The following is a 23069-nucleotide window of genomic DNA, read 5'->3' as shown; positions in this document are numbered from 1 at the left end:
ATTTTTGATGAAAAGAAGGGGACTTATGTCTTTTTTCAGGGTTAAACTTTCGCCTAGTCAACGGATTGTTTTGAGCTTTTTCATGGTAATCCTGATAGGCTCTCTTTTGTTACATTTGCCAATTTCGCAACTGTCAACTTCTTCTGCAACCTACTGGGACAATCTTTTCTCAGCAGTGTCCATGGTCTGTGTGACGGGACTCTTTACAGTACCTGTTTCTGAGACCTATACCACCTTCGGTCAGATTATCTGTATGTTACTAATCCAGATTGGTGGACTAAGTTTGATAGGGTTTATCGGACTTTTTGCCTTACGAGGCGGACGAAAGGTAAGCTTTATCAATATGGCTACTCTCCAAGAGGCTTTGACCCGTTCGGACACGAAGCATTTTCGAAGTTTTATCAAATCTGCCTTTAGTTTTACTTTAGCAGTAGAGACATTAGGAGCACTCATCCTAGCCTTTCAATTCGTTCCAGAATTCGGCTGGGAAAAGGGACTTTTCTCCGCTATATTTGTAGCTGTTTCTGCATTCTGTAATGCTGGATTCGATAACTTTGGTGCCACCAGTTTAGTTAACTATGTAGAAAATCCCTTGGTCAACCTGACTATTGCTTCTCTGATTATCATGGGGGGCCTTGGTTTTTCTGTCTGGTTTGATTTTCAAACTCAAATAGGAACCAGACGCAACTTACGTAAGCTCCGTTTTCATACCAAGGTCGTTCTAAGTCTAACTGCTATTATTCTAACCACTGGCACACTTTTGACCCTATTGACCGAATGGAACAATCCTGATACCATTGGAGCATTACCTTTTGGTAGCAAACTCTTAGCTAGTTTTTTCCAGACAGTCACCATGAGAACAGCAGGCTTTGCTAGTATTGACTACACGAAGGCTGAGCCTGTAACACTCTTACTCTACATCTTTCAGATGATGTTAGGAGGAGCACCAGGAGGAACTGCGGGCGGAATCAAAATCACAGCCTTCCTTACGCTCATTCTGTATGCTCGCAGTGAAATCATGGGGTTGCCTCATACCAATTTCAGACACCATACGATTGATGGGTTGACTATCCGTAAGGCTTTTGCAACCTTCAGCGTCTTTATCATGGTCTTTCTGGCTGGGCTTTTTGCCATTAGTATGACAGACCCTCGTCAGCCTCTACTTTTTCTCATGTTCGAGGTCATGTCAGCCCTTGCAACTGTTGGGGTAACTGCTAATCTGACTCCGTATCTGACCCAAGCTAGCCAGCTGATATTAATAGCTCTTATGTTCTTTGGCCGTATCGGACCGATGTCTATCTTGGTCAGTCTTTCTACGCGCAAACCTTCTAAGGAAGAAACGTTACACTACGCTAAATCATCTATGATTGTCTAAAGGAGAAATCATGTCTACACAAACTATCGGAATTCTAGGACTCGGTGTCTTTGGAACGACTATCGCTAAAACTCTTCACCAATATGACTGTAATATCATAGCTGTAGATAATCACGAACAACGGATTAATCAGTTAGAATCCATCTTAACTCGTGGCATTGTTGGTGATATTACTGACCGTTCACTCTTGCGGGCTGCTGGAATTGGCAACTGCGATACTGTTGTCGTTGCAACAGGGAACAACCTCGAATCCAGCGTTCTTGCCGTCTTGCACTGCAAATCACTCGGTGTTCCAAAAGTCATCGCCAAAGTAAAAAGCAAGACAACTAGAGAAGTTCTCTTAAAAATCGGAGCCGATAAGATTATCTCTCCTGAGCGTGAAACAGGTATTTCTCTTGCCAAGCACCTCATTCACCAAGGAACGACAGACCTCTTTGAACTAGATGACCAAGTAAGTATTGTCGAATTTCATCCACCCACAAAATGGATTGGTAAAACCCTTGCACAACTCAAACTTCGTCAAAATTACAAGATGAACATCATCGGCTACCGCAGTAAGTTTACCAAAGAATTGAACATCCAGTTAACACCCGATTACACTTTTAATGAAGACGAGTTGATTATGGCGGTGACGGACAATAACACCGTTGACCACTTTGAAGAATACACCAATAAAATGTAAGATGTAGCCTACTGAGATTTTTTCTCTTCAGTAAGCTAGCTTGTTTTCACAAGGAGAATTGATGAAAGATTTAACACAGGGAAAACCCATCCGGGTTATTCTCCAATTTGCCAACCCCCTCTTGATAGGAAGCTTCTTTCAGCTAGCCTATAACTTTGCAGACTCTATGATTGTCGGACATACCTTAGGAAAGACCGCCTTTGCAAGTGTCGGTTCAACTGCTAGCTTGACCTTTCTAATTATCGGATTTGCTCAAGGAGTAACGAATGGATTGACCATTGTGACTGCTCAGCGATTTGGAGCTGGAGACTGGGAGGGGCTAAAAAAATCCTTTGTTCATGGACTATTCTATGCCTGCTGTATTAGTTTGGTTCTGACAGTCTTGTCCATGACCTTTCTGCGACCGATTTTGGAACTCATGCAGACACCTGCGGACATTATTCTACATTCTGAACACTTTTTAATTGCCATATTTGGCGGGTTGACCTTTACTGTTTTTTATAACTTCCTATCGAGTGCTATCCGAAGCCTAGGAAATTCCAAAACTCCTTTAGTCGCCCTAATCATTGCTTGCTTTATCAATATTGGACTTGATTTCTTCTTTATTCTCAATATGAGATGGGGAGTATTTGGAGCTGGTTTTGCTACTATTACTGCTCAGGCCTTCTCTGTTCTATATCTCATTATTTATATCTATCGTAAAGTCCCACAATTTCATCTGACTTGGAGCGATTTAACCTTAGACAAAGAAAACCTAATCCGCCACGCTCAACTTGGTTTTCCTATGGGATTTCAAGCTAGCATCATCGCTATTGGAGCTATTACCCTGCAAATTATGGTCAATCAATTAGGAACAGATGCCATCGCAGCCCAATCCATTGCTCTACGAACCGACCAGCTGGCTATGCTACCTATGGTCAATCTGGGGCTGGCTATTTCTACCTTTACCGCTCAAAACTACGGTGCTAAGCTCTATGATCGTATCCGCGAAGGAGTCCGTCAGGCACTTTGGCTCGATATTGCTTGGTCGATCGTATTTGCAATCTTACTCATCATGGGTAACCGTTTCTTCTCCAGTCTTTTTCTCCCAAATGCTAGTCAAACCGTATTAGATTTGGCACTTGTTTACTATATTATAAATGGTTCTTGCTACTGGATTGTTGCCAGCCTCTTTATTTTGAGAAGTTTTATACAAGGACTAGGAAAAGGATTGATTCCAACGCTGGCAGGTTTTGGAGAATTGATTTTCCGTGCTGCTGTCGCTATCATCGGCATGCACTATTTTGGTTTTTATGGAACAGCTGCTGCCAACCCGGCTGCCTGGATTGGTAGCATCATAGTTCTCATCCCAAGTTCCATCATCTTTATGAAACGTTTGAAAAATGGACAGAATATTTAGGAATCGTAGAAAACGCATGATTTTCATCATGCGTTTTTAAAATAGTATTTCCGTAGAAATTGGATATGAAGGATATTCCAGAGCGCAGCGTAGCTGATAGCCACTAAAAAAGCTAAGCCATATTGCCAATTAAACTCTAATATGAGACTGACAAAAAGAGTTAGACCCAAAATGACCAATAATATGAACCCTGTCATTTACTTACTCCACTTAAAATAAGCTACCAAGGGCTTCTCAGGACAAGCTTGTACTTCCTTGAACTGCTTGAAACCAGCACCAAGACTGGCTCCAGCCGCCCCCATGATGGCTCCGACAAAATAATAAGGAAGGACATAAACCGACAAATAAGCTACTGTAAAATAGGCAATCACCAACAAGGCATACATCAATTTTTTCATGACCAACCTCCTTTTTCCTAATATAGCAAAAAAAGGGAGCGAGACAGCACTCAAACTGAGTTCGTCGTCTCGCCCCCGCATAGTTGATTAGAACAGATTTGGAGGGGTTGCACGAAAAAATCTGTCAATCAACCACTGCGCTGAGATGTTGACACTAACTCAGAAAAGTCTGCCCAAAAAACTCTCTTGTTTTTTTAGCACACTAAATCTTACGAATTAGGATCATCTAAACTACGGCCATGCAAGCCTTTTTCACGTTGGACTTGACGAAGTTTTTCAGGCGTCACATCGTTGCCATCCTCATCAACAATCTTGATGCCTTCCACATGGGCACGCACGCTACGGCGATAGCCCTCAATGTACTCCTCACGAAGAGCTGCTTGCTCCTGCAACTCCTCCTCTGTCAAGCCTTCCGCCTTTTTCTTGCGGGCCAATTCATTGATGCGATCAATTTTTGCTTGTTCCATAATAACTCCTTTTATCTCTTAAAACACGGTCCACTTCCCTTGATTGTCCGGTAAATACGCTTCCTGTGGCATCAGAGGATTATAGGCAATTCTCACCACATCAACATTCTCTAATTGTCTTTTGCCTGTATAACTAACCGGAATTGGACCTAACTTAATAACTTCACCTATCTTATAAATTATAACATCATAAATTTCATAGGTTTTTCCATCCACATCATAAGCATAAACATAGACATAATTCTTCTTGAAACGTAGTCGCCTCATAAAACGTCCTTGAGTTTCAGCAGTACATAGTTTCTGTTTGCATTTTTTGCGAATAGCAGGTTTAGCATTACCCTTTTCTATCTTAGATGTTCGCCACATCCAACGAAAAAGGAATACTATAATAACAATCATCGCCAAAGCTTGCAAAGGAATGATAACATACAACTCTATAATTCTGAAAAGAGACATACTACCTACTTACTATTCAAGAGATTGAAGACCGCCACAGCACTTGCCTTATCCGCCAAGGCTTTCAAGAGAGCCAAACGGTTGGCTTTGACCGCTGCGTCGTCCGCCATAACCATGGTATTGTCGAAGAAGGCCGCGATGACTGGGCTGAGAGCAAAGAGCTTGTCCAAGTTGCCCGCCATATCTTCTGTCAACTCCAAGCCAGCCACTGCTGCAGCAAGTGCTTTCTCCTGCTCGTTTTCGAAGAGGGCCTCGTCAATGACAGTCGCCTCAGCCTTTTCAGCCAAGTTGAAGACCCGTGACAAGTTTTCCACGGCTTCCTTGTAGTCAGCCTCTTTTGATTTTTGGAAAATAGCAGAGCTGGCTGCCAGTTGCAGTCTGACCACAAAGGTTGAGCTAGCCAGTACAGCCTCACGGATGTCTTTCGGAATCACCTTGTCCATCATCTTCTCTACACGGGCACGGATAAAGTCCATCACAGCTGGCTGGTTGTCGTAAGTCAAACTAGCAAAATTCAAGCTGTAGAGCTCCGCAATCAACTGATCCAATGGAATTTCCCAACCAAACGCTTCCAAAATCCGAACGATACCTTGTGTTGCACGACGAAGAGCGTAAGGGTCGTTGGAACCAGATGGAATCAAGCCAACTGAGAAGAAGGATAGGAGGGTATCAAATTTATCAGCCAGCGCCAAAACCGCACCGACCTTGCTTTCAGGCAACTCGCCTTCTGCTGAGTTTGGCAAGTAGTGCTCACGGATAGCTACTGCCACCGCAGGTTTTTCCCCTGCAAGAAGGGCATACTTCTCACCCATAATCCCTTGCAATTCATCAAACTCGCCGACCATGCCTGTCAAGAGGTCAAACTTGTAGATGTCCGCCGCACGCGCCACATCTGCCTTCTCATCCGCAGACAAGCCTGCCAAGTCAGCCAGTTTTTCTGCGATAACCTTGGTGCGTTCCATGTGCTCGTAAAGTGAGCCGATTTTCTCATGGAAGGTCACGACTTTGAGGCGTTCTACCAAGTCAGTAATCTTGAGTTTTTGGTCTTCACGCCAGAAGAACTCGCCGTCTTCCAAACGAGCCACCAAGACTTTTTCATTCCCTTTGATAACATTGTCAAGTTGCTGGTCGTTCCCGTTGCGGACGGAGATGAAGTTTGGCAAGAGTTTGCCAGACTTATCACGCACCACAAAGTATCGTTGGTGGTTTTTCATGGAAGTTACCAAAACCTCTTCTGGTACTTCCAAATATTTAGTGTCAAAAGAACCCATGAAGGCAGTTGGGTACTCGACCAGGTTGAGAACTTCATTGAGCAAATCTTCATCAATCTCAACTGTCACATTGTGTTTGTCCTCGATAGCCTTGATTTGCTCAACAATCATATTTTGACGCTCTGCGGGATCTGTAATGACAAACTGTTCACGCAAGTCTGCCTCGTAAGAATCTGCACTTGCAATCTCAGTTTCATTTCCAAGGAAACGATGACCACGGCTGATGCGAGCGGATGTAATGTCCAAGAAATCCATATCCAATGCTTCGTCATCCAAGAGAACGGTCAAGGTGTGGACAGGACGGATGTAGGCGAATTTGTTGGATGCCCAGTTCATGCTGACAGGGAAGGTCATAGCCTTCAAAACCTCTGGAATGCCCGCCAAGACTGCCTTAGCTGGCTGACCTGCTTCGTGTTTGGTCACATAAACATACTCTTCGCCCTTGATCTCGCGGAACTCAATGTCAGCTGTCGTCAAGCCTTTGCCACGGACAAAGCCTTCTGCAGCTTTAGTGAAGTTTCCGTCTGCATCCAAGGCAATCTTCTTAGCAGGACCCTTGAAATCTTCCGTCAAGTCAGTCTGCTGGTCTGCCAAACCACGCACACGAACAGCCAAACGGCGTGGCGTTGAAAAGACATCGATGCTATCAAAAGCCAAACGGTTGTCTGTCAAAAAAGTCGCCATGCGGTCACGCAACTGGTGCATGGCTGGGGTTACGATGTAGGCAGGAATTTCTTCCAAACCAAGTTCAACAAGTAAATTCTTTGTCATTATTCTGCGTCCTCCTTCAACAATTCTGCTCGTGTTGCTTCGTCTAAAAGTGGGAAGCCCAGTTTCTTGCGCTCTGCCACAAAGGTCTTGGCAACGACACGAGCAAGGTTACGGATACGGGCAATGTAGCCTGCACGCTCGGTTACAGACACAGCTCCACGCGCATCCAGCAGGTTGAAGGTATGCGAACACTTGAGCACATAGTCAAAGGCAGGGTGAACCAACCCTTCTGCCAAAGCACGCTCTGCTTCTTTTTCAAACTTAGTAAAGTTTTCAAGGAGCATATCTTGGTCTGATACTTCAAAAGAGTATTTTGAGTGTTCGTACTCTGGCTGAATAAAGATTTCTCCGTATTTAACGCCGTCAGCCCACTCAATATCGTAAACAGAGTCAACTTCTTGGATATAAGAAGCCAAACGCTCCAAACCGTAGGTCACTTCTGCTGTAACAGGACCAGTCGCCAAGCCACCAACCTGTTGGAAATAAGTAAATTGGGTGATTTCCATACCATCCAACCAGACTTCCCAACCTAGACCAGCTGAACCAGTTGATGGGTTTTCCCAGTTGTCCTCAACGAAACGAATGTCATGTTCCAAGGGATTAATCCCTAAACGCTCCAAAGACTCCAAGTAAAGTTCTTGGATATTAGATGGAGATGGCTTCATGACTACTTGGAATTGGTGGTGCTGATAGAGACGGTTTGGGTTTTCCCCGTAACGACCATCCGCCGGACGACGACTTGGCTCAACATAAGCCGCATTCCAAGGCTCAGGACCGATCGCACGCAAGAAGGTATATGGGCTCATAGTCCCCGCACCTTTTTCCGTATCATAAGCCTGCATGAGCAAGCACCCCTGCTCATTCCAAAATTGTTGTAAAGTCAAGATAATTTCTTGGAATGTAAGTTTTTTTGACATAATTTCCTTCTTTCTATGTTAAATGTTCTTGCGACGTGAGCCTTCCTAGCCGACAATGCTAGGAAAGGCGAACTAGTACAGCGTCTAGCTCAGGCGCCATAGCAATGAGCGTGTGGCAATTCGACTGAAAGGAGATTATGCCACTGACGCGGTGAAAGGTTAATTTTTGACATAGTATCCTCCATTAAATCAGTCTATCAGACAAAAAGAACCACATTCTCTTCCCTTGTCAACAGACATAGGGGCGTTGAGAACGCGGTTCCACCCTAATTTATTACTTCATTTGTATGATTCTAATTGAGTCGGACAAGGTCACGACTAGGAAAGTGCCAATTATTTCAAGACTGGCTTGGCTTTCACTCTCCCAAGCTCGCTAGACAGGCTTTTGAAACAACCTTCTTTCATGTTTAGTATTGTAGCAGAAAAAATGCGGTTTGTCTAGAAAGAATACAGCTTAAAAATTCACTTCATCAGGATCATAAGCCCCAGTCACACCTGTAATAGCGGTAATTTTCTGAATATCTGCCTCCTCCAGTTCAATATCCTGAAAATCAAGGTTTTCGATGATGCGGCTCTCCGTCACTGACTTAGGCAGAGGTAAAAACCCGTGAGACCAAGACCAAGCGAGTGCAATCTGAGCAACTGTTTTCCCGTATTTTTCAGCTAATTCCAACATGGTTGGATGACTGAATAGTTCTCCACGACCAAGCGGACTCCAAGCCTCAATGATAATTCTCTTGTCCTTACAGTAGGCTACGATGTCTTCCTGATAAACTCCTGGAGCCAAGCGAATTTGATTGACAGCTGGTACAATGGTCGCCGTTTTTAAGAGTTCTTCCAAATGGTGTATCATAAAATTGCTGACACCAATGGTACGAATTTTTCCTTCTGCAACTAGCTCTTCCATGGCCTTCCAAGTAGCCGCATTAGCCTCTTGCCAACGGTCGCGAATACCTACCGGGTTTGGCCAATGAATCAAATATAAATCAATATAGTCTAACCCTAACTTCTCCAAGGACGTCGCGAAAGCCTGCTTAGCCTCCTCATAACCATGAGCATCATTCCATAATTTAGTAGTGATAAAAAGCTCTTCCCTCGGAATTCCTGAATCCTTGATCGCTTGACCGATGCTGACCTCATTTCCATAAAAAGCCGCCGTATCAATATGGCGGTAGCCTGCTTTCAAAGCAGCTGAAACAGCCTGATAGACTTCCTGACCATCCTGAGATTGATAAGTACCAAAACCAACTGCTGGAATGGTTAAACCATTGTTCATCAAATAGTGTTTCATGTGTATTTCCTCCACTTTCTATTTCTAGTATAGCAAAAATAGAGCCAACTGGCTCTATTTTACTACAAAATCAACTTATTCCAATCACCTAATCTAGCCACTTCTAACCGTTCTCGAATGGCTTTTGCTGACTGTTCCAAGAGAGTACGTTCATTCTCTGTCAGTTTTAATTCCAATGTCCGCTCAATTCCGGCTTGGCCGATCACCGCTGGATAGCCTAGATAAACGTTGGAAGCTGCATAATAATGAGATACAGGTAAAACCACTCGACTATTGCCTAAGACTGCCTCAATCAAACGATTAGCTGCTGCTGCAATTCCAAAATTGGTATATCCTTTACCGAAGAAAACTGTATGCCCACCCATGCGTGCCTCCTCAGCTAATTGAGCTAGTTCCTCTGTTGACAACAAATCTGTAATAGGAGTTTGCCCAACCCGCACTTGACTCCAAGCAGTAAATTGAGAGTTCCCATGCTCTCCTAAGTTATATCCAGAAATACTGGTAGGAGATACTGAAAATTGTTGTCCTACTGCACGTTGCATCCGTGCAGTATCTAACAATGTACCCGTACCAATCACCCGCTCTTTCGGAAAACCTGTATACTCCTGATAAAGTTGGGTAATAATATCCACAGGATTTGTGATAACAATAAGAACACCTGAAAATCCTGACTGTTTTAAATTTTCTGAAACCTGCTTAATCTCCTGACTAGTAAAAGGTAGTTCTGCAAAACGACTCTTAGAAGCGTTCCCTTGAAGCTGGATATTTCCCAGACTAGAGACTACAATATCAGCATCCGATAATGCCACATAATCATTTATAATAAATGTCGCTTCTTGACCAGAATTGGCTATTCTATCCTGCATATCTAAAACATCTGCAGCAACCTTTTTCTCATTCTTATCAATTAGCACATAAGTATCAAATGTCGAGTGAGCTACAAGATCATGTAATAGAGTAGCACCTACATGTCCCAAACCGATAATCCCTATTTTTCTAGCCATATACTTCTCCTCTATCAAAGTCCGCTGCCAGCTCATCTAAACGATTGATAGCAACTAGAATATCATCTGGCGTTAAACTAGGATTAAGCAAGATAAAGGTCTCCTCCTGCGAAGCAGCATGCCGAGCTACTTTTAGCTGAGCAGTCTGTTTATCCTCAGTGATATTCAATTGATCCCAACTGTACAGAAAGTTATTTTTCTTATAGTAAGGAAATAGTTGCAGGACTTCCTCTTCATTTCCTGTCACACACAATTGAACCAATATGCCGTAAGCTACTTTTATTCCATGTACTATCGAGTGCGTTTCAGGAAGGACTGTCAAGCCATTATGGATAGCATGTGCACCAGACACATAATCACTGGTTTGACAGCCGACATTCGCTGCTACTGCATAAATCGTATCTACCATGCGTTTAAAGGCTGGAGTAACCTTTTTTTGGTCTGCCGCCAACAATGCAGCCTCTGTGTCTTCAAGAAGAATATTCTTGCTAACACTAGCTGTTGCTAGGGCTAGTTGAATAAGTGCAGGAAGTTCTGCAGGATTCTTACCACGATGAATAGCCTCTAATTCATACCACTTAGCTAAGGTATCTGAGATACCACTAATCAAATATTGCTTAGGCGCTTCGATCAATAGGTTGTAATCCACCAAAGTCATAAAGCCCGACCGCTGACAGTAATCGACAGATTTAAAACTATGATCAGGATAATAGGCTACAAGGAGCGGAGTTGAGCAAGCACAGGTAGCTGCAAGAGTGGGAACCAGTACCACTTCAACCCCAATTCGGTCAGCCGTTCCCTTGGTTGTATCCATAACCTTCCCACCACCAATACCAACGAGAACATCCGCACCAAGTTCTTTGGCTTGCGCAGCTAATCGTTCCATATCTTCATGGCTAGCTGTTCCATCGTAAAAAAGTACCGGCCAATCACACTCTCTGCCAAAATGTTTCACAAAAGCTGCATAGGATTTTTTTCCCGTAATAACGACAGGTTGCCTAAATAAACGCAATCGTTCCGGTAACTCCTTCAAACTTCCTTGAGCAGCTACATATTGTCCTGGCTCTCCACGGACTAATTTCGAAAATTCCATACTCGACTTCCTTTCTTATTTCTATAAAGACAAAAAACAAAGACACAGACGGATTTTCCTTGTCTTTGTTTCCATTGATTATCAAATCCTTAACGATGATTAATCTTCTTAGTGATAAAATCTCCGAGAAATTGAACAAAGAAAATCATCAAGAGAATCAACAAGGTCGCAAGAAAAGTTACATCATGATCAGAACGGTTATAACCATAAGAAATAGCTACGTTGCCCAATCCTCCTGATCCAATCGCTCCCGCCATTGTTGTATAACCAATCAGCGAAATCAAGGTAAGGGTCGTTACACGAATCAAATCCGGAAGTCCTTCTCGAAGATAGACACCTATAATATCCGGAATCGTTGCTCCTGAAGCTTGTGCTGCTTCAACTACACCTCTATCCAATTCAGACAATACAACCTGTACCTGACGAGCGTAAAAAGGAAATACAGACAATGATAAGGGAACCAAAGCAGCTGTAGCTCCAATACCTGTTCCTACAATTAATCGGGTAACTGGGGATATAAAGGCCAAGAGGATGATGAAAGGTACCGCCCGAAAGAACGAAGCAACTTTATCAAGTACCCAAAAAACATACTTATTCTCAAGAACCCCTCTCGGACCTGTTAAAACCAACAACAATCCCGTCACGAGCCCCAATAACCCTCCGAAAACAAAGGACCAAAATGTCATGTAAATAGTCGATTCTATAGCCGCTTTCCACCCATAGGAGGTATCCCATCCCATCTTTATCACATTTTCAAATGTCGTTTCAATCCATGCATTCATTCAATCTCTCCTTTCAAAATCATCACATCCACATTCGCATCACGAACAGCTGAAAGTGCTGTCTTCAAGCGATCAGGCTCTCCTGATAAGATAACTACTAATTCTCCAACTGGCGTATGATCTAGGATCTCAATATTACCATAAAGAATATTTGATGATACCTGATAAAATTTATAAAGATCATTTACAATAGCAGTATCCGTACTCGATCCAGAATATTTGAGTTGGACTAATACACTATTTTCAGGTAGATTCTGAACAATATCCTGCTGATTAATCTTAACTAAAGCTTCATCAATTCCTGTTGCTGTTTTAATGAAATCTTGAGTTAACTCTTCTTTCGGATGAGAGAAAATTTCCAGTACAGAACCCTCTTCAATCAATTGACCGTCCTGCATAACTGCCACACGATTGGAAATGTCTTTTACAATTTGCATTTCGTGAGTAATGAGAACGATAGTCAAGCCCAATTTTTCATTGAGTTCTTGCAATAGAGCTAAAATTTGCTTAGTCGTTTTAGGATCCAATGCTGAAGTAGATTCATCAGAAATCAAGATTTTAGGATCATTAGCGAGCGCACGCGCAATAGCTACACGTTGCTTTTGCCCACCTGATAATTGCGCTGGATAATTATCAGCACGATCCGACAAACCTACCAAATCTAATAATTTTTTTACTTTTTCTGCTTTTTCATCTTTTGAAAGACCAGAATGCTTAAGAGCAAAAGCTACATTTTCCGCAGCCGTAGATTGCGCCATCAAGTTAAAGTGCTGAAAAATCATCCCTATTTCCCGACGTTTTTCCCGCAACTGTGCTGGGGTAAGAGTCACTTTCTCCCCCTCAAAAATCACATCTTCCCCAATTGTAATTTTTCCAGCAGACGGCACCTGTAAAAGATTGATAACGCGAACTAAGGTAGACTTCCCAGCCCCCGAATAACCAACGATTCCATAAATATCTCCCTGGTTAATGTGAATACTGACATCTTTCACCGCTGTAATCTTTCGATTTTTCTGTTGGAAGGTCACATCAATATGATCTAATTTTATGATTTCCTTACTCATAAGCTCCTATTAACTCCTCTACTAATTCTACATGTGCAATATAATCTGCAATCTTAATATTTTCATCACCCGCATGATCACGGCTACCTTCGTGACCTAAGCCAAATCCTGCAATTGGAACACCTAGTGCATGAAAAACTGTGTGCATAGGTCCAGTTCCCGGAGAAGTTGGTAAAACTGCAACTCCCTTAGGATAAAAATCTTTAGCTAAATCAATCAGTTGTAAAATAGCTGGCGCTGACATGTCAGAACGGTAAGATTCCTCTCCTAAAGTATAGGTCACTTCCACCTTCTCAAAACCATTACTCTCAAAATGCTTACGAATACTTTTTAGAACACCTTCAGGAGTTAAGCCAGGTACTAGACGAACTTCCATTTTAGCAGAAGCCTGAGCTGGTAAAATAGTTTTAACACCTTGCCCCTGATAGCCACTTGTTAAACCTTCAATATTGATGGAGGGTTCAAAATACAAACGTCTCAGCAATTCTTTTCTATCATTGCTTAGAAGAGGTAATTCTAGTCCATACACTTCACGTAAACCAAATTCGTCTTGAAGTGCAAACTCCTCCACTAAGGCAAGCTCTCGATCATTTGGTTGTTGAACTTGGTCATAAATACCGGGAACCGTTATAGTCCCATCAACATTCCGCAAACTATTTAAGGCTTGTACCAGATACCATGCTGCCGATTCAATTACACCACCAAAAGAAGAATGAATGTCCAAAGCAGCACTCTTGACTGCTACATCAAATGTCACAATCCCCTTATTACCTCCAGCAATCACTAGCTGGTCTTGATGATTCCGAATCCCCTGTTCCCAAATCAGTAAATCAGCTTTGTAAAGTTGACCCTTGTACTTCGTTAGATATTTATCTAAATCGACAGAAGCTGATTCTTCCGCTCCCTCCATGACAAAAAGGATATTAACAGGCAATTTCCCATTCTTTTTCAAGTATTTTTTCACAGCAGACAGACGAGCAATAATATGTCCCTTATCATCATCTACTCCGCGACCATACATACTATCTTCTGTAATTGTCAACTCAAAAGGTTTCCCCTTGAGCCAAATCTGATCACTATCTGCAGGTACCGTATCATAATGATTATAAAAAATCAGCGTCTTTGCTTCTGGGTTAGGTGATGTAAATTTAGCGAGAACAAACGGTGCCGCATATGACTTATCCACTAAGACTTCTGCCCCCGCTTCCTCAAACAAAGTCTTCAAGAAGTCTGCAGCCTCTTCTAAACCAATCTGTTGAGCAAAGATTGATTTTTTGCGAATAAAAAACCGCAAGTGGTCAATATCTTCCTGAACAATTTGGTCTTGCCAAAATTTTTTTATCTGCTCTTTTTCACTTAAAAATGCCATGAACAATCCTCTCTAAAAATAGGAAGAGAAGCTGAAACAATTGTCACCAGCTTCCTCTACTCCCTATCCTTCCCTATTCCCATCTAGTATTCAGCATACTTTGAAAAACAAGGGATAACTTTTGTAGTATTCTACAAATACTTATTTCGTTGAAACTTCGTCCCAGATTGGGAAATCAGTACCACCAGAAGCACGCTCAACGATTTCCGCTACTTCATCTGTATTGTAAGCAGCAATCAACGCTTTAATAGCCTTAGCTTTGTCTGAATCTTCCCATCCGTTTTGTGCTGCGATTACATTGTACCATACTTCTGTATTCGCACCTTTTTGCTCGATATAGAGTGCCTTATCAGTATCCAAACCAGCTTCTTTAGCGTAGTTATTGTTGATAACCGCTCCATCTACTGATTCAAGGGAGCGAGCTGTTTGGCTAGCATCCAATTCTGTAATGGTAATGTTTTTCGGATTTTTAGTAATGTCAGCAAGTGTTGCCAACTCCCCATCTTCTACATCCAACTCGATTAAGCCTGCTGATTCGAGCAAGAATAGGGCACGACTTTCATTCGTTGCATCATTCGGTACTGCAATTTCTGCACCGTTAGGAATAGCATCAATAGAAGTGTACTTGTCCTCATCACCTGTCACTCCTGAATAGAAACGAATCGGGCTGTAGATAGTGTAACCTGCAACTTGTAAGTCACCACCATTTTCTTCATTCCAGTTATTCAAGAAGTAAATATGTTGAAAAGCATTGACGTCTACATCACCTTCAGCCAAGGCTTTATTCGGTTGTGAATAATCTGTAAACTCAGTTAATTCAACTGTTACACCTTCTTCTGCAGCCAATTCTGTAATCTTATCCCATAATTCTGTAGTATAATCATCACGAGTCATAATTCCGACTTTGATAGTTTCAGTATCAGAAGACTCGGTACTAGAACTACTTGAACCACACGCTGCAAGTGTTGCGACAGACAATGCAGCTACTGCTGCAAAAGAAAACAATTTTTTCAATTTCATAAAAAGTAACTCCTTAAATTTGAACTATACTTATCTTATCACAGAAAATAAATTCTGACCAATTGACTTTTTTTATGCTTTGATATAAACAAAAACTATAACCAATACACATATGGCTATTAGTTTTGCCATGGGATTCTCATTTTTTCTATTCCCTATAGTTTTTCTACCAAAAATCGGAACAGTCGTCTATTATCCTCACAATCATGATGGAGGTATTCTGGGTGCCACTGAATTCCCAATAAACTTTGCCCCACACGGCTTTCATATGCCTCAATCGTATTATCACGTGGATCAATTCCTGTAGCAACAAGCGTTGGAGCAAGCCGTTTAATCCGTTGAGTATGAAAAGAATTAATTTGACTTCCCTGTTGAAATAATTGGCTAATCTGACTTTGTGGCTTCACTTCTAAACTATGGGAAGTCCCGTCTGAGACCGTTTGCCAATGATTTTCAACAACCTGTTGCAAACTTCCTCCCAATGCAACGTTTAGTAGCTGCATTCCACGGCATACTGCAAAAATCGGTTTCCCTTGCTTCAAAGCCGATTCAATCAAAGCTAACTCAAATCGATCTCTCTCCAAGAGATAGTCACCACTATCAACCAATTTCTCCTCTCCATAAAAACTAGGTTCTACATGCTGACCTCCCGAAAGAATTAGCTTATCTACCATCCCTACATAATCATCTGCTAGAGCTGGGTCTCCTACAGGAATGACGATTGGCAATCCTCCAGCTTCTCTCACTCCATCAGCCATTTCCCTAGCTACTGTTATAAACTTTTTGCCAGATAGGATTGGTAATTCTCTTTCGTTTCCTGTAATACCTACGATAACTTTCTTCATGCCCATCCCTCCTTCGTTTTTCCCATCATACCACAGGGCATCTTCTCTGTCTAATATAGTTTTCTTATCAAAACTTTAAATTTTTTTATCTAGGTAGCCAATTGGCATAAACAACCTATATGTAGAAGAAAATAACAGTAAAAAAACTATCATTCGCCATTCTGTCCTCAATCCAACCTTCTAATAAAAATGACTGTCCCCCGGACTCTTAGATACAAAGAAAACTGCCTCCCGGCAGTTCTCATTTCCAACCTTCTAGGACGTCCCACGTACAAGGAGAATCGTCTACCGACGATTTCTATTTCTAACCTTTTAGTATAAAAAAAGTGCTACTAGCACTTTTTTATATTAAAACCCATCTACATTCGTGTAGATTTTTTGGACGTCTTCGTCGTCTTCGAGGGCGTCATAGAGTTTTTCAAATGTTGCAAGGTCATCGCCTTCAAGTGATACTTCTGATTGTGGTATCATTTCAAGTTCTGTTACATTAAACTCTTGGATACCTGATTCTTTCAATGCCACGATGGCTTTATGCAAATCAGTTGGGGCTGTATAAACTGTGACTGCGCCTCCTTCTACCTCTACATCATCCACTTCTACATCCGCTTCTAAAAGCAATTCAAAGATTGCATCTGCATCGTCACCAGCAAATACTACTACACCTTTTTTATCAAACATAAATGATACTGAACCAGAAGCACCCATGTTTCCGCCGTTTTTACCAAAAGCAGAGCGAACATTGGCTGCTGTACGGTTTACGTTTGATGTCAAAGTATCAACAATAATCATAGAACCATTTGGCCCAAAGCCTTCGTAACGACCTTCTACGAAAGTTTCATCTGTATTGCCCTTTGCCTTGTCAATGGCCTTATCAATGATATGCTTTGGAACCTGCGCTTGCTTAGCACGGTCGATAACGAATTTCAGCGCTGAGTTTGTTTCTGGATCCGGGTCACCCTTTTTCGCTGCTACATAGATTTCAACACCAAACTTGGCGTAAATTTTTGAGTTAGCACCGTCTTTTGCGGTTTTTTTGGCTACAATATTGGCCCATTTACGTCCCATGGGGAACCTCCTACATTTTATAAAATCGCTTTATTATACCATAAATCGTGTCAGTTGAGAAGGTGCTTTTACAGAGAGAAAAAGAGAGCCTGGCTCTCTTAATAATCTCTTTTCTTAATTTCATCAAAAATTGCAGGGATTAATACTTTCAAATATGTTCCCTTCATTCCCAAAGAACGACTTTCGATGATTCCCGCACTTTCTAGCTTCCTCAAAGCATTGACAATGACTGATCGGGTAATACCGATACGATCCGCAATCACAGATGCCGTCAACTGTCCCTCATTTCCGTTCAATTCACCCAAAATCGCCACAACTGCCTTCATTTCAGAGTAAGAAAGCGTATTGACAGCCATATTAACAGCCGCCTTTCTACGAATATTCTTTTCATCCTCTTCTCTCTGGAAATTAAGTAGCTGAATACCAACAACTGTTGCCGCAATTTCTACCAAAATCAAATCATCTTCGTGGAATCGCTCTTCGTTTCTCCATATAATGAGAGTACCAAAACGAATCCCGGTCACATGAATAGGGGCAATCGTCGTCAATCCTTTTGGATAAATCGCACGTGACTCAATCGGAATAGCCGTTAATTCACTTTCTACAGGGAGATTAACTTGTGTATCATAGACCTGAGCAACTGCCTTGACATATCCTTCCGGGAATTGTTTGTTTAAGAAAAATTCTTCAACACGATCATTGTTGATTTTATAGTTCATATGATAACCAAGGACTTCTCCTTCGCTATTAATAATGCAGGAATTGCAGTCAATAATATCTGACAGATGCTCCGCAATAGCATTATATGGTAATTCCTCTGCGAGTTGCTCCTCAGAACGTTTAAGGATAGAGGTGATATTCCGCGTTTTTTCTAGTAATGTTGTCATAGTTTCCTCTTTACACTGTAATTGCTTTCAGTATAACAAAAAAAGAGGTATATTTCAACAATTATCAGAAAATTATCTATTGTCTTAAAAATATCAACAATTTAAAAGACTGGATATTCTCCAGTCTCTATTATTATCGTTTATACTGTCGTAAAAAACGCGTCATTTTCTCTTGGATTTCTGCCAATTCATCCACGCGTGGCAAATAAACAATTCGGAAATGATCTGGATCTTTCCAGTTAAAACCACGTCCGTGTACTAGAAGAACTTTTTCCTGTTTGAGGAAGTCTAAAACAAACTGCTCATCATCATCTACACGATACATCTCTCTGTCAATTTTTGGGAATATGTAGAGACCAGCTTGAGGTTTAACCGCTGATAACCCTGGGATATCGTTGATTGCCTTAGTGATAAACTCTCGTTGCTCATATAAACGACCACCTGGAATCAAAAGCTCATCTACAGATTGATATCCCCCCAAAGATGTTTGCACAACCTGTTGAGCTAAGACATTGGAACACAAACGCATATTCGACAACATATTCAGACCTTCAATATAGCCTTTAACATGATGTTTAGTTCCTGACAATACCATCCAACCTACACGGAAACCACAAATGCGGTGAGATTTTGACAAGCCGTTCATAGTTACTACAAACAAGTCTGGTGCCAAGGTTGCAATTGGAATATGAACAGCACCGTCGAATACCATGCGATCATAAATCTCATCTGAAAAAATGATTAACTCATTCTGCCGTGCAATTTCTACAATCTCTTCTAAGACTTCCTTCGGATAAAGAGCTCCCGTCGGATTGTTAGGATTAATCAGAACCAGAGCCTTTGTACGACTGCTAATTTTAGAGCGCATATCATCTAAATCTGGATACCAATTTGCCTTTTCATCACAAACATAATGAACCGCCTGTCCACCAGCTAGACTGACAGCAGCCGTCCAAAGAGGGTAATCCGGCATCGGAACAAGAACTTCATCACCGTTATCCAATAGGCCTTGCATGGACATTGTGATCAACTCACTGACTCCATTTCCCAAGTAAATATCTTCAATGTCCACATTCGGAAACTTCTTCAACTGGCAATACTGCATAATTGCCTTTCGAGCAGAAAAAATTCCTTTACTATTTGAATACCCCTCTGATTTACGAGCATTGTGTATTAAGTCATGAATAACCTCATCGGGTGCCGTAAAACCAAATTCTGCAGGATTACCTGTGTTAAGTCGTAAAATTTGCTCACCATTCGCCCGCATTCGCATAGCTTCTTCCAAGACGGGACCTCTAATATCATAGGCTACATGGTCTAATTTCATAGATTTATTAAACTCTCTCATGGAGTCACCTCGACTTTCTAATGCTCTTATTGTAGCTTAATTTAAAAAAAATAACAAGAAATACTTTACTTTTTCTACCAAATAGCTTATAATATATATGTAACCAGAGTTGGTCTTACCCCGCTCTCTCGGTAATGAAAGGAGTGTATAGCATGATTCAATCTTACAAAACAATATTAGTTGCAGTTGACGGCTCAGTCGGTGCAGAGCTTGCTCTCCATAAAGCTATTCATGTAGCCAAGCGCAATCAAGCCCGCCTCATAATTGCCCACGTCATTGACACTCGTGCTTTACATAACGTAGCGGCCTTCGATGCTTCAGTTTATGAGACGTTAGAAAAAGAGGCACAGAGTCTTTTAGCTACTTATAAAGACCAGGCTATCGAAGCAGGATTGTTAGATGTTCGTGTAGTTATTGAAATGGGCAATCCTAAGACACTCTTAGCTCACGATATTCCGAAAGAAACCGGAGCTGATTTAATGATGCTTGGTGCAACAGGGCTTAATGCCTTTGAACGCTTGCTTATCGGATCGTCATCTGAATATATTCTACGTCACGCATCTATCGATTTACTCATCGTTCGCGATGAAAATAAAAGTCTTTAACACCTAATGATCTGAGTGGACACTCAGATCATTTTTTCTTTCTATCTGCCTAGCCATCTCCTCTCTTAAAGCAGGCTCTGGGGCATATTTGTCTTCCCAATCATCTGGTTTAAGAATTTTATGAGTCCTTGGATCAAAATGTGCTTTTCCATCTGGAAAAATCTTCCCCATATTTGCTCTATGAACAATATCAAACAAAGGAGCCGGATCTACTCCCATCAACACAAAAGTCCCATAAGTAAGATAGAGCAAATCAATCAAGGCATCAACTTGATCTACCAATGGATTTTCAGATAGGCCTTTCTGACCAACCTTGATTACTGCACGATCTAAAGCATGATGTAAGTCTGCAATCAACTCCTTAAATTCAGCTTCATCCTCTGCTGTAGCATGAAGAAATTCCACCAATTCTTCTAACTTAAAATCTGCACGATGCCTAGACTCTTCTGCAGAGTAAGGCTGTACCACCTCTTGTGTCCTCCCATCCATTTTTGCATGAAAAGCTTTTACACAATTAAAATTACTATCTTTGCTCTGAAACATAATCTTCACCCAACAAACCAAAATGTACTAAAGCTTTAAAAATACCATCTTTGTTATTCGAGTCTGTCACATAAGAAGCAGTCTTCTTTGCCAATTTTGTGCCATTCTTCATAGCAACTGAATACTCAACCCCAGCCAACATTTCCAAGTCATTATTTGAATCTCCAAATACCATAACCTGACGAGAATCAAAGCCAAATTGTTCACCGATACGAAGAATACCTTTAAGCTTCGAATTTCCTCTACTAATCACATCCGTTGCGTAAGGACTTGATCTGGTAAAAGTCAAGAAATCATAACAACTAGCCAATTTTTGCGTTTCTTTTTCCGTAGCCAACAACATCATCTGATAAATAGGCTCCTGTTTTAGAATATCAAAATTTACCTTCTTTTGAGGTTTTAATTTCCGAATTACTCGATTAAAGAGAAATATAATGCCGCTTGCCCAAGAATCTGGGATTAAACGAACTAACCAATAAAGACCATTGCCAGTCCCAAAACGCATTACACCACTGCCTGCAACACCTCGTGCCAAACCAAAAGATAGATCCTTCTGATTCATTTCTGCAAATTTAATTATAGTGTCCAATTCTTCTTGCTGAAGAGCTTGCTCAAATAGAACCTCCTGACGCGAAAAAATATACTGACCATTATAAGCAATCACTACATCCAAGCCCAAAGAAGCCATGTAAGGTAAAAGAAATTGTGGATCTCTTCCTGTCGCTAAGCCAACCAAAACCCCTTGTTTTTTCAAAGCATTAATCGCGACAATCGTGGATTTACTAATGGTTCGACTATCTGTCAACAGCGTTCCATCCATATCAAAAAATACAGCCTTAATTGTCACCATATCACCCACTTTTCTGCTTTTATGTTACAATTAGTATATCACAAACTTGAAAGAAATTGAAAATCTATGAAAAAAATTCTCGTTCTCCATACTGGCGGTACTATCTCTATGCATGCTAATGCTAAAGGACAAGTTTCCTCCAGTCATATTAATCCCATGACACAATTAGACTCACCACTAGAGGATATAAAAGTCACTTCACTTGATTTTTTCAACCTACCTAGTCCTCATATTAACTTGAATCACATGATGCTTCTGGCAAAAAAAATCAAGGAGGAGGCTAATCAATTTGACGGGTTTGTTATCACTCATGGAACTGATACGCTGGAAGAAACTGCCTATTTTCTAGATACATTAGTTCTTCCAGCTAAGCCTCTTGTTTTAACTGGAGCTATGCGCTCATCGAACGAATTAGGGAGTGATGGCGTTTATAATTATCTAACCGCTCTCCGTGTTGCTGCTGATTCCCGCTCTAGCGATAAAGGGGTTCTCGTTGTTATGAATGATGAAATCCATGCAGCAAAATACGTCACTAAAACCCACACCACAAATCTTTCCACCTTTCAGACACCAACCCATGGCCCACTTGGACTCATTACTAAAAAGGAAATTTTATATTTCAAAACTGCCGAACCACGTGTCCGATTTGATTTGGAACAGGTGACCGGTCTAGTCCCAATTATTAAGAGCTATGCAGATATGGATAGTATCTTACTAGACTCTCTTGCAACAAGCCATATTGATGGTTTAGTCATAGAAGCCTTGGGCGCTGGTAACCTCCCTCCCACAATTCTCCCAGCTCTCGAAAAATTGCTTGATAAAAAAATTCCTGTTGTGCTTGTTTCTCGTTGCTTCAATGGCATTGCAGAAGCTGTTTATTCCTATCAGGGTGGGGGAGTAGAACTCAAACAAAAAGGAGTCCTCTTTGTTAAGGAACTCAATGCACAAAAAGCACGAATCAAACTCCTCTTCGCCCTCCAAGCAGGGTTAGAAGGCCAAAAACTATCTGATTATATTCAGGGCTAACAAAAAGACTACACAGTCTGAACACTCATCGTAAAAAATTAAATATAAAAGAAAACACCTCTGCTATTTCTAATAAAATAGAATCGGAGGTGTTTTCGCATATAAATACTCCATCTCAGCATGAAATGAAAAAGTAGATAACATCAACCAAGTTATCAAAAATAGAAAACAACTCTATCAAGTTTAGAAACCAACTTTCTCATTTCCGCAGACCAAAATTCCAAGCAGGCTCTTTACCTTATCATTATTTTAGTCCAAATTATCCTTCTCACGCATATTCTTAACTAAAACTGCCCATTCAGGATTAACCTTCCAGTCAGATTGATTAACAATTTGATTGGCTACTCGCCGTGCTTCTTCTAAAATAGGGTAATCTTCGATAATATTCGCCACTTGAAATTCCGGTAACCCCGACTGTCGAACACCAAAAATTTCTCCTGAACCGCGCATCTTCAAGTCTTGCTCAGCCAAAACAAAACCATCTGTTGTTTCAGTCATGATTTTCATTCGATCTTTCCCCGAATCAGTTTTTGGATTAGCT

The 23069-nt window shown here is 41.3% G+C and carries 22 protein-coding genes and 1 pseudogene (1 of these 23 running past the window's edge); 5 read left to right on the top strand and 18 right to left on the bottom strand.

The annotated features are described in order from the left end of the window. Positions 1-25 precede the first annotated feature (25 nt). The 3 genes from AC4CS8_RS01885 to AC4CS8_RS01875 all read left to right on the top strand — a co-directional run bounded on the left by AC4CS8_RS01885 (position 26) and on the right by AC4CS8_RS01875 (position 3456). Positions 26-1375, top strand: coding sequence for a TrkH family potassium uptake protein (locus AC4CS8_RS01885; protein WP_493893284.1), 1350 nt, complete (start codon positions 26-28; stop codon positions 1373-1375). Positions 1376-1385: 10 nt separating this feature from the next. Then, positions 1386-2057, top strand: coding sequence for a potassium channel family protein (locus AC4CS8_RS01880; RefSeq protein WP_493893283.1), 672 nt, complete (start codon positions 1386-1388; stop codon positions 2055-2057). Positions 2058-2118: 61 nt separating this feature from the next. Next, entirely contained in the window at positions 2119-3456 is a 1338-nt protein-coding gene (locus AC4CS8_RS01875; protein ID WP_493893282.1) for an MATE family efflux transporter, read from the top strand. 197 nt (positions 3457-3653) lie between these two features. Here AC4CS8_RS01875 and AC4CS8_RS01870 read toward each other — a convergent pair whose 3' ends face one another. From AC4CS8_RS01870 to AC4CS8_RS01795, 16 genes are all read right to left on the bottom strand, one after another. After that, a complete protein-coding gene (locus tag AC4CS8_RS01870) occupies positions 3654-3854 on the bottom strand; it encodes a hypothetical protein (RefSeq protein WP_493893281.1) in 201 nt (66 codons plus the stop codon). Between the two features lie 209 nt (positions 3855-4063). Further along, positions 4064-4321 carry a DUF896 family protein gene (locus AC4CS8_RS01865; RefSeq protein WP_024378147.1) on the bottom strand — a complete coding sequence of 86 codons (258 nt, stop codon included), beginning with the start codon at positions 4319-4321 and terminating at the stop codon, positions 4064-4066. Positions 4322-4339: 18 nt separating this feature from the next. Then, positions 4340-4588 (bottom strand): hypothetical protein, encoded by a 249-nt coding sequence (locus AC4CS8_RS01860; protein ID WP_493893280.1) that lies wholly within the window; start codon positions 4586-4588, stop codon positions 4340-4342. A gap of 194 nt (positions 4589-4782) precedes the next feature. Continuing rightward, complete coding sequence (gene glyS / locus AC4CS8_RS01855; protein ID WP_493893279.1) at positions 4783-6819, bottom strand: glycine--tRNA ligase subunit beta; 2037 nt, start codon at positions 6817-6819, stop codon at positions 4783-4785. Continuing rightward, positions 6819-7736, bottom strand: a complete 918-nt coding sequence (glyQ, locus tag AC4CS8_RS01850) for a glycine--tRNA ligase subunit alpha (protein WP_493893278.1) — start codon at positions 7734-7736, stop codon at positions 6819-6821. The genes glyS and glyQ overlap by 1 nt, the downstream gene beginning before the upstream one ends. A 454-nt stretch (positions 7737-8190) precedes the next feature. Further along, positions 8191-9027 (bottom strand): aldo/keto reductase, encoded by an 837-nt coding sequence (locus AC4CS8_RS01845; RefSeq protein WP_493893277.1) that lies wholly within the window; start codon positions 9025-9027, stop codon positions 8191-8193. A gap of 62 nt (positions 9028-9089) precedes the next feature. Continuing rightward, positions 9090-10031 (bottom strand): L-lactate dehydrogenase, encoded by a 942-nt coding sequence (locus tag AC4CS8_RS01840; RefSeq protein ID WP_493893276.1) that lies wholly within the window; start codon positions 10029-10031, stop codon positions 9090-9092. Beyond that, complete coding sequence (locus AC4CS8_RS01835) at positions 10024-11124, bottom strand: iron-containing alcohol dehydrogenase family protein (RefSeq protein WP_493893275.1); 1101 nt, start codon at positions 11122-11124, stop codon at positions 10024-10026. The genes AC4CS8_RS01840 and AC4CS8_RS01835 overlap by 8 nt, the downstream gene beginning before the upstream one ends. A gap of 89 nt (positions 11125-11213) precedes the next feature. Further along, on the bottom strand, positions 11214-11906 hold the full coding sequence (locus tag AC4CS8_RS01830) for a methionine ABC transporter permease (protein WP_493893274.1): 693 nt from the start codon (positions 11904-11906) through the stop codon (positions 11214-11216). Then, positions 11903-12970, bottom strand: coding sequence for a methionine ABC transporter ATP-binding protein (locus AC4CS8_RS01825; RefSeq protein WP_493893273.1), 1068 nt, complete (start codon positions 12968-12970; stop codon positions 11903-11905). The genes AC4CS8_RS01830 and AC4CS8_RS01825 overlap by 4 nt, the downstream gene beginning before the upstream one ends. Then, on the bottom strand, positions 12963-14339 hold the full coding sequence (locus AC4CS8_RS01820) for a M20/M25/M40 family metallo-hydrolase (protein WP_493893272.1): 1377 nt from the start codon (positions 14337-14339) through the stop codon (positions 12963-12965). The genes AC4CS8_RS01825 and AC4CS8_RS01820 overlap by 8 nt, the downstream gene beginning before the upstream one ends. Positions 14340-14480: 141 nt before the next feature. Next, positions 14481-15359, bottom strand: coding sequence for a MetQ/NlpA family ABC transporter substrate-binding protein (locus AC4CS8_RS01815; protein WP_493893271.1), 879 nt, complete (start codon positions 15357-15359; stop codon positions 14481-14483). Positions 15360-15514: 155 nt separating this feature from the next. Then, positions 15515-16204 carry a gamma-glutamyl-gamma-aminobutyrate hydrolase family protein gene (locus tag AC4CS8_RS01810; protein ID WP_493893270.1) on the bottom strand — a complete coding sequence of 230 codons (690 nt, stop codon included), beginning with the start codon at positions 16202-16204 and terminating at the stop codon, positions 15515-15517. 348 nt (positions 16205-16552) lie between these two features. Next, complete coding sequence (locus AC4CS8_RS01805; RefSeq protein ID WP_493893269.1) at positions 16553-17269, bottom strand: YebC/PmpR family DNA-binding transcriptional regulator; 717 nt, start codon at positions 17267-17269, stop codon at positions 16553-16555. Positions 17270-17367: 98 nt separating this feature from the next. Continuing rightward, positions 17368-18156 (bottom strand): GTP-sensing pleiotropic transcriptional regulator CodY, encoded by a 789-nt coding sequence (gene codY, locus AC4CS8_RS01800; RefSeq protein ID WP_493893268.1) that lies wholly within the window; start codon positions 18154-18156, stop codon positions 17368-17370. Positions 18157-18289: 133 nt separating this feature from the next. Next, positions 18290-19504, bottom strand: coding sequence for a pyridoxal phosphate-dependent aminotransferase (locus AC4CS8_RS01795; protein ID WP_493893267.1), 1215 nt, complete (start codon positions 19502-19504; stop codon positions 18290-18292). 152 nt (positions 19505-19656) lie between these two features. On the opposite strand from AC4CS8_RS01795, the gene AC4CS8_RS01790 reads away from it, so the two are divergent. Then, positions 19657-20109 (top strand): universal stress protein, encoded by a 453-nt coding sequence (locus tag AC4CS8_RS01790; RefSeq protein WP_493893266.1) that lies wholly within the window; start codon positions 19657-19659, stop codon positions 20107-20109. Positions 20110-20112: 3 nt separating this feature from the next. Here the strand turns inward: AC4CS8_RS01790 and AC4CS8_RS01785 are convergent. Then, positions 20113-21499, bottom strand: a pseudogene (locus tag AC4CS8_RS01785) (Cof-type HAD-IIB family hydrolase). 69 nt (positions 21500-21568) lie between these two features. Here AC4CS8_RS01785 and AC4CS8_RS01780 point away from each other — a divergent pair. Then, positions 21569-22528 (top strand): asparaginase, encoded by a 960-nt coding sequence (locus tag AC4CS8_RS01780; protein ID WP_493893265.1) that lies wholly within the window; start codon positions 21569-21571, stop codon positions 22526-22528. A 249-nt stretch (positions 22529-22777) separates the two neighbouring features. Here AC4CS8_RS01780 and recG read toward each other — a convergent pair whose 3' ends face one another. Next, positions 22778-23069: the final stretch of an ATP-dependent DNA helicase RecG gene (gene recG / locus AC4CS8_RS01775; RefSeq protein WP_493893264.1), read on the bottom strand. Its footprint extends 1727 nt past the window's final position; only the last 292 of its 2019 coding nucleotides appear in the window; the start codon falls outside the window, past its right edge; the stop codon is at positions 22778-22780.

It is taken from the genome of Streptococcus sp. NSSLK0004 (assembly GCF_059039125.1).
The sequence above is the reverse complement of the archived record's forward strand: the minus strand, read 5'-3'. Positions and strand labels throughout refer to the sequence as shown.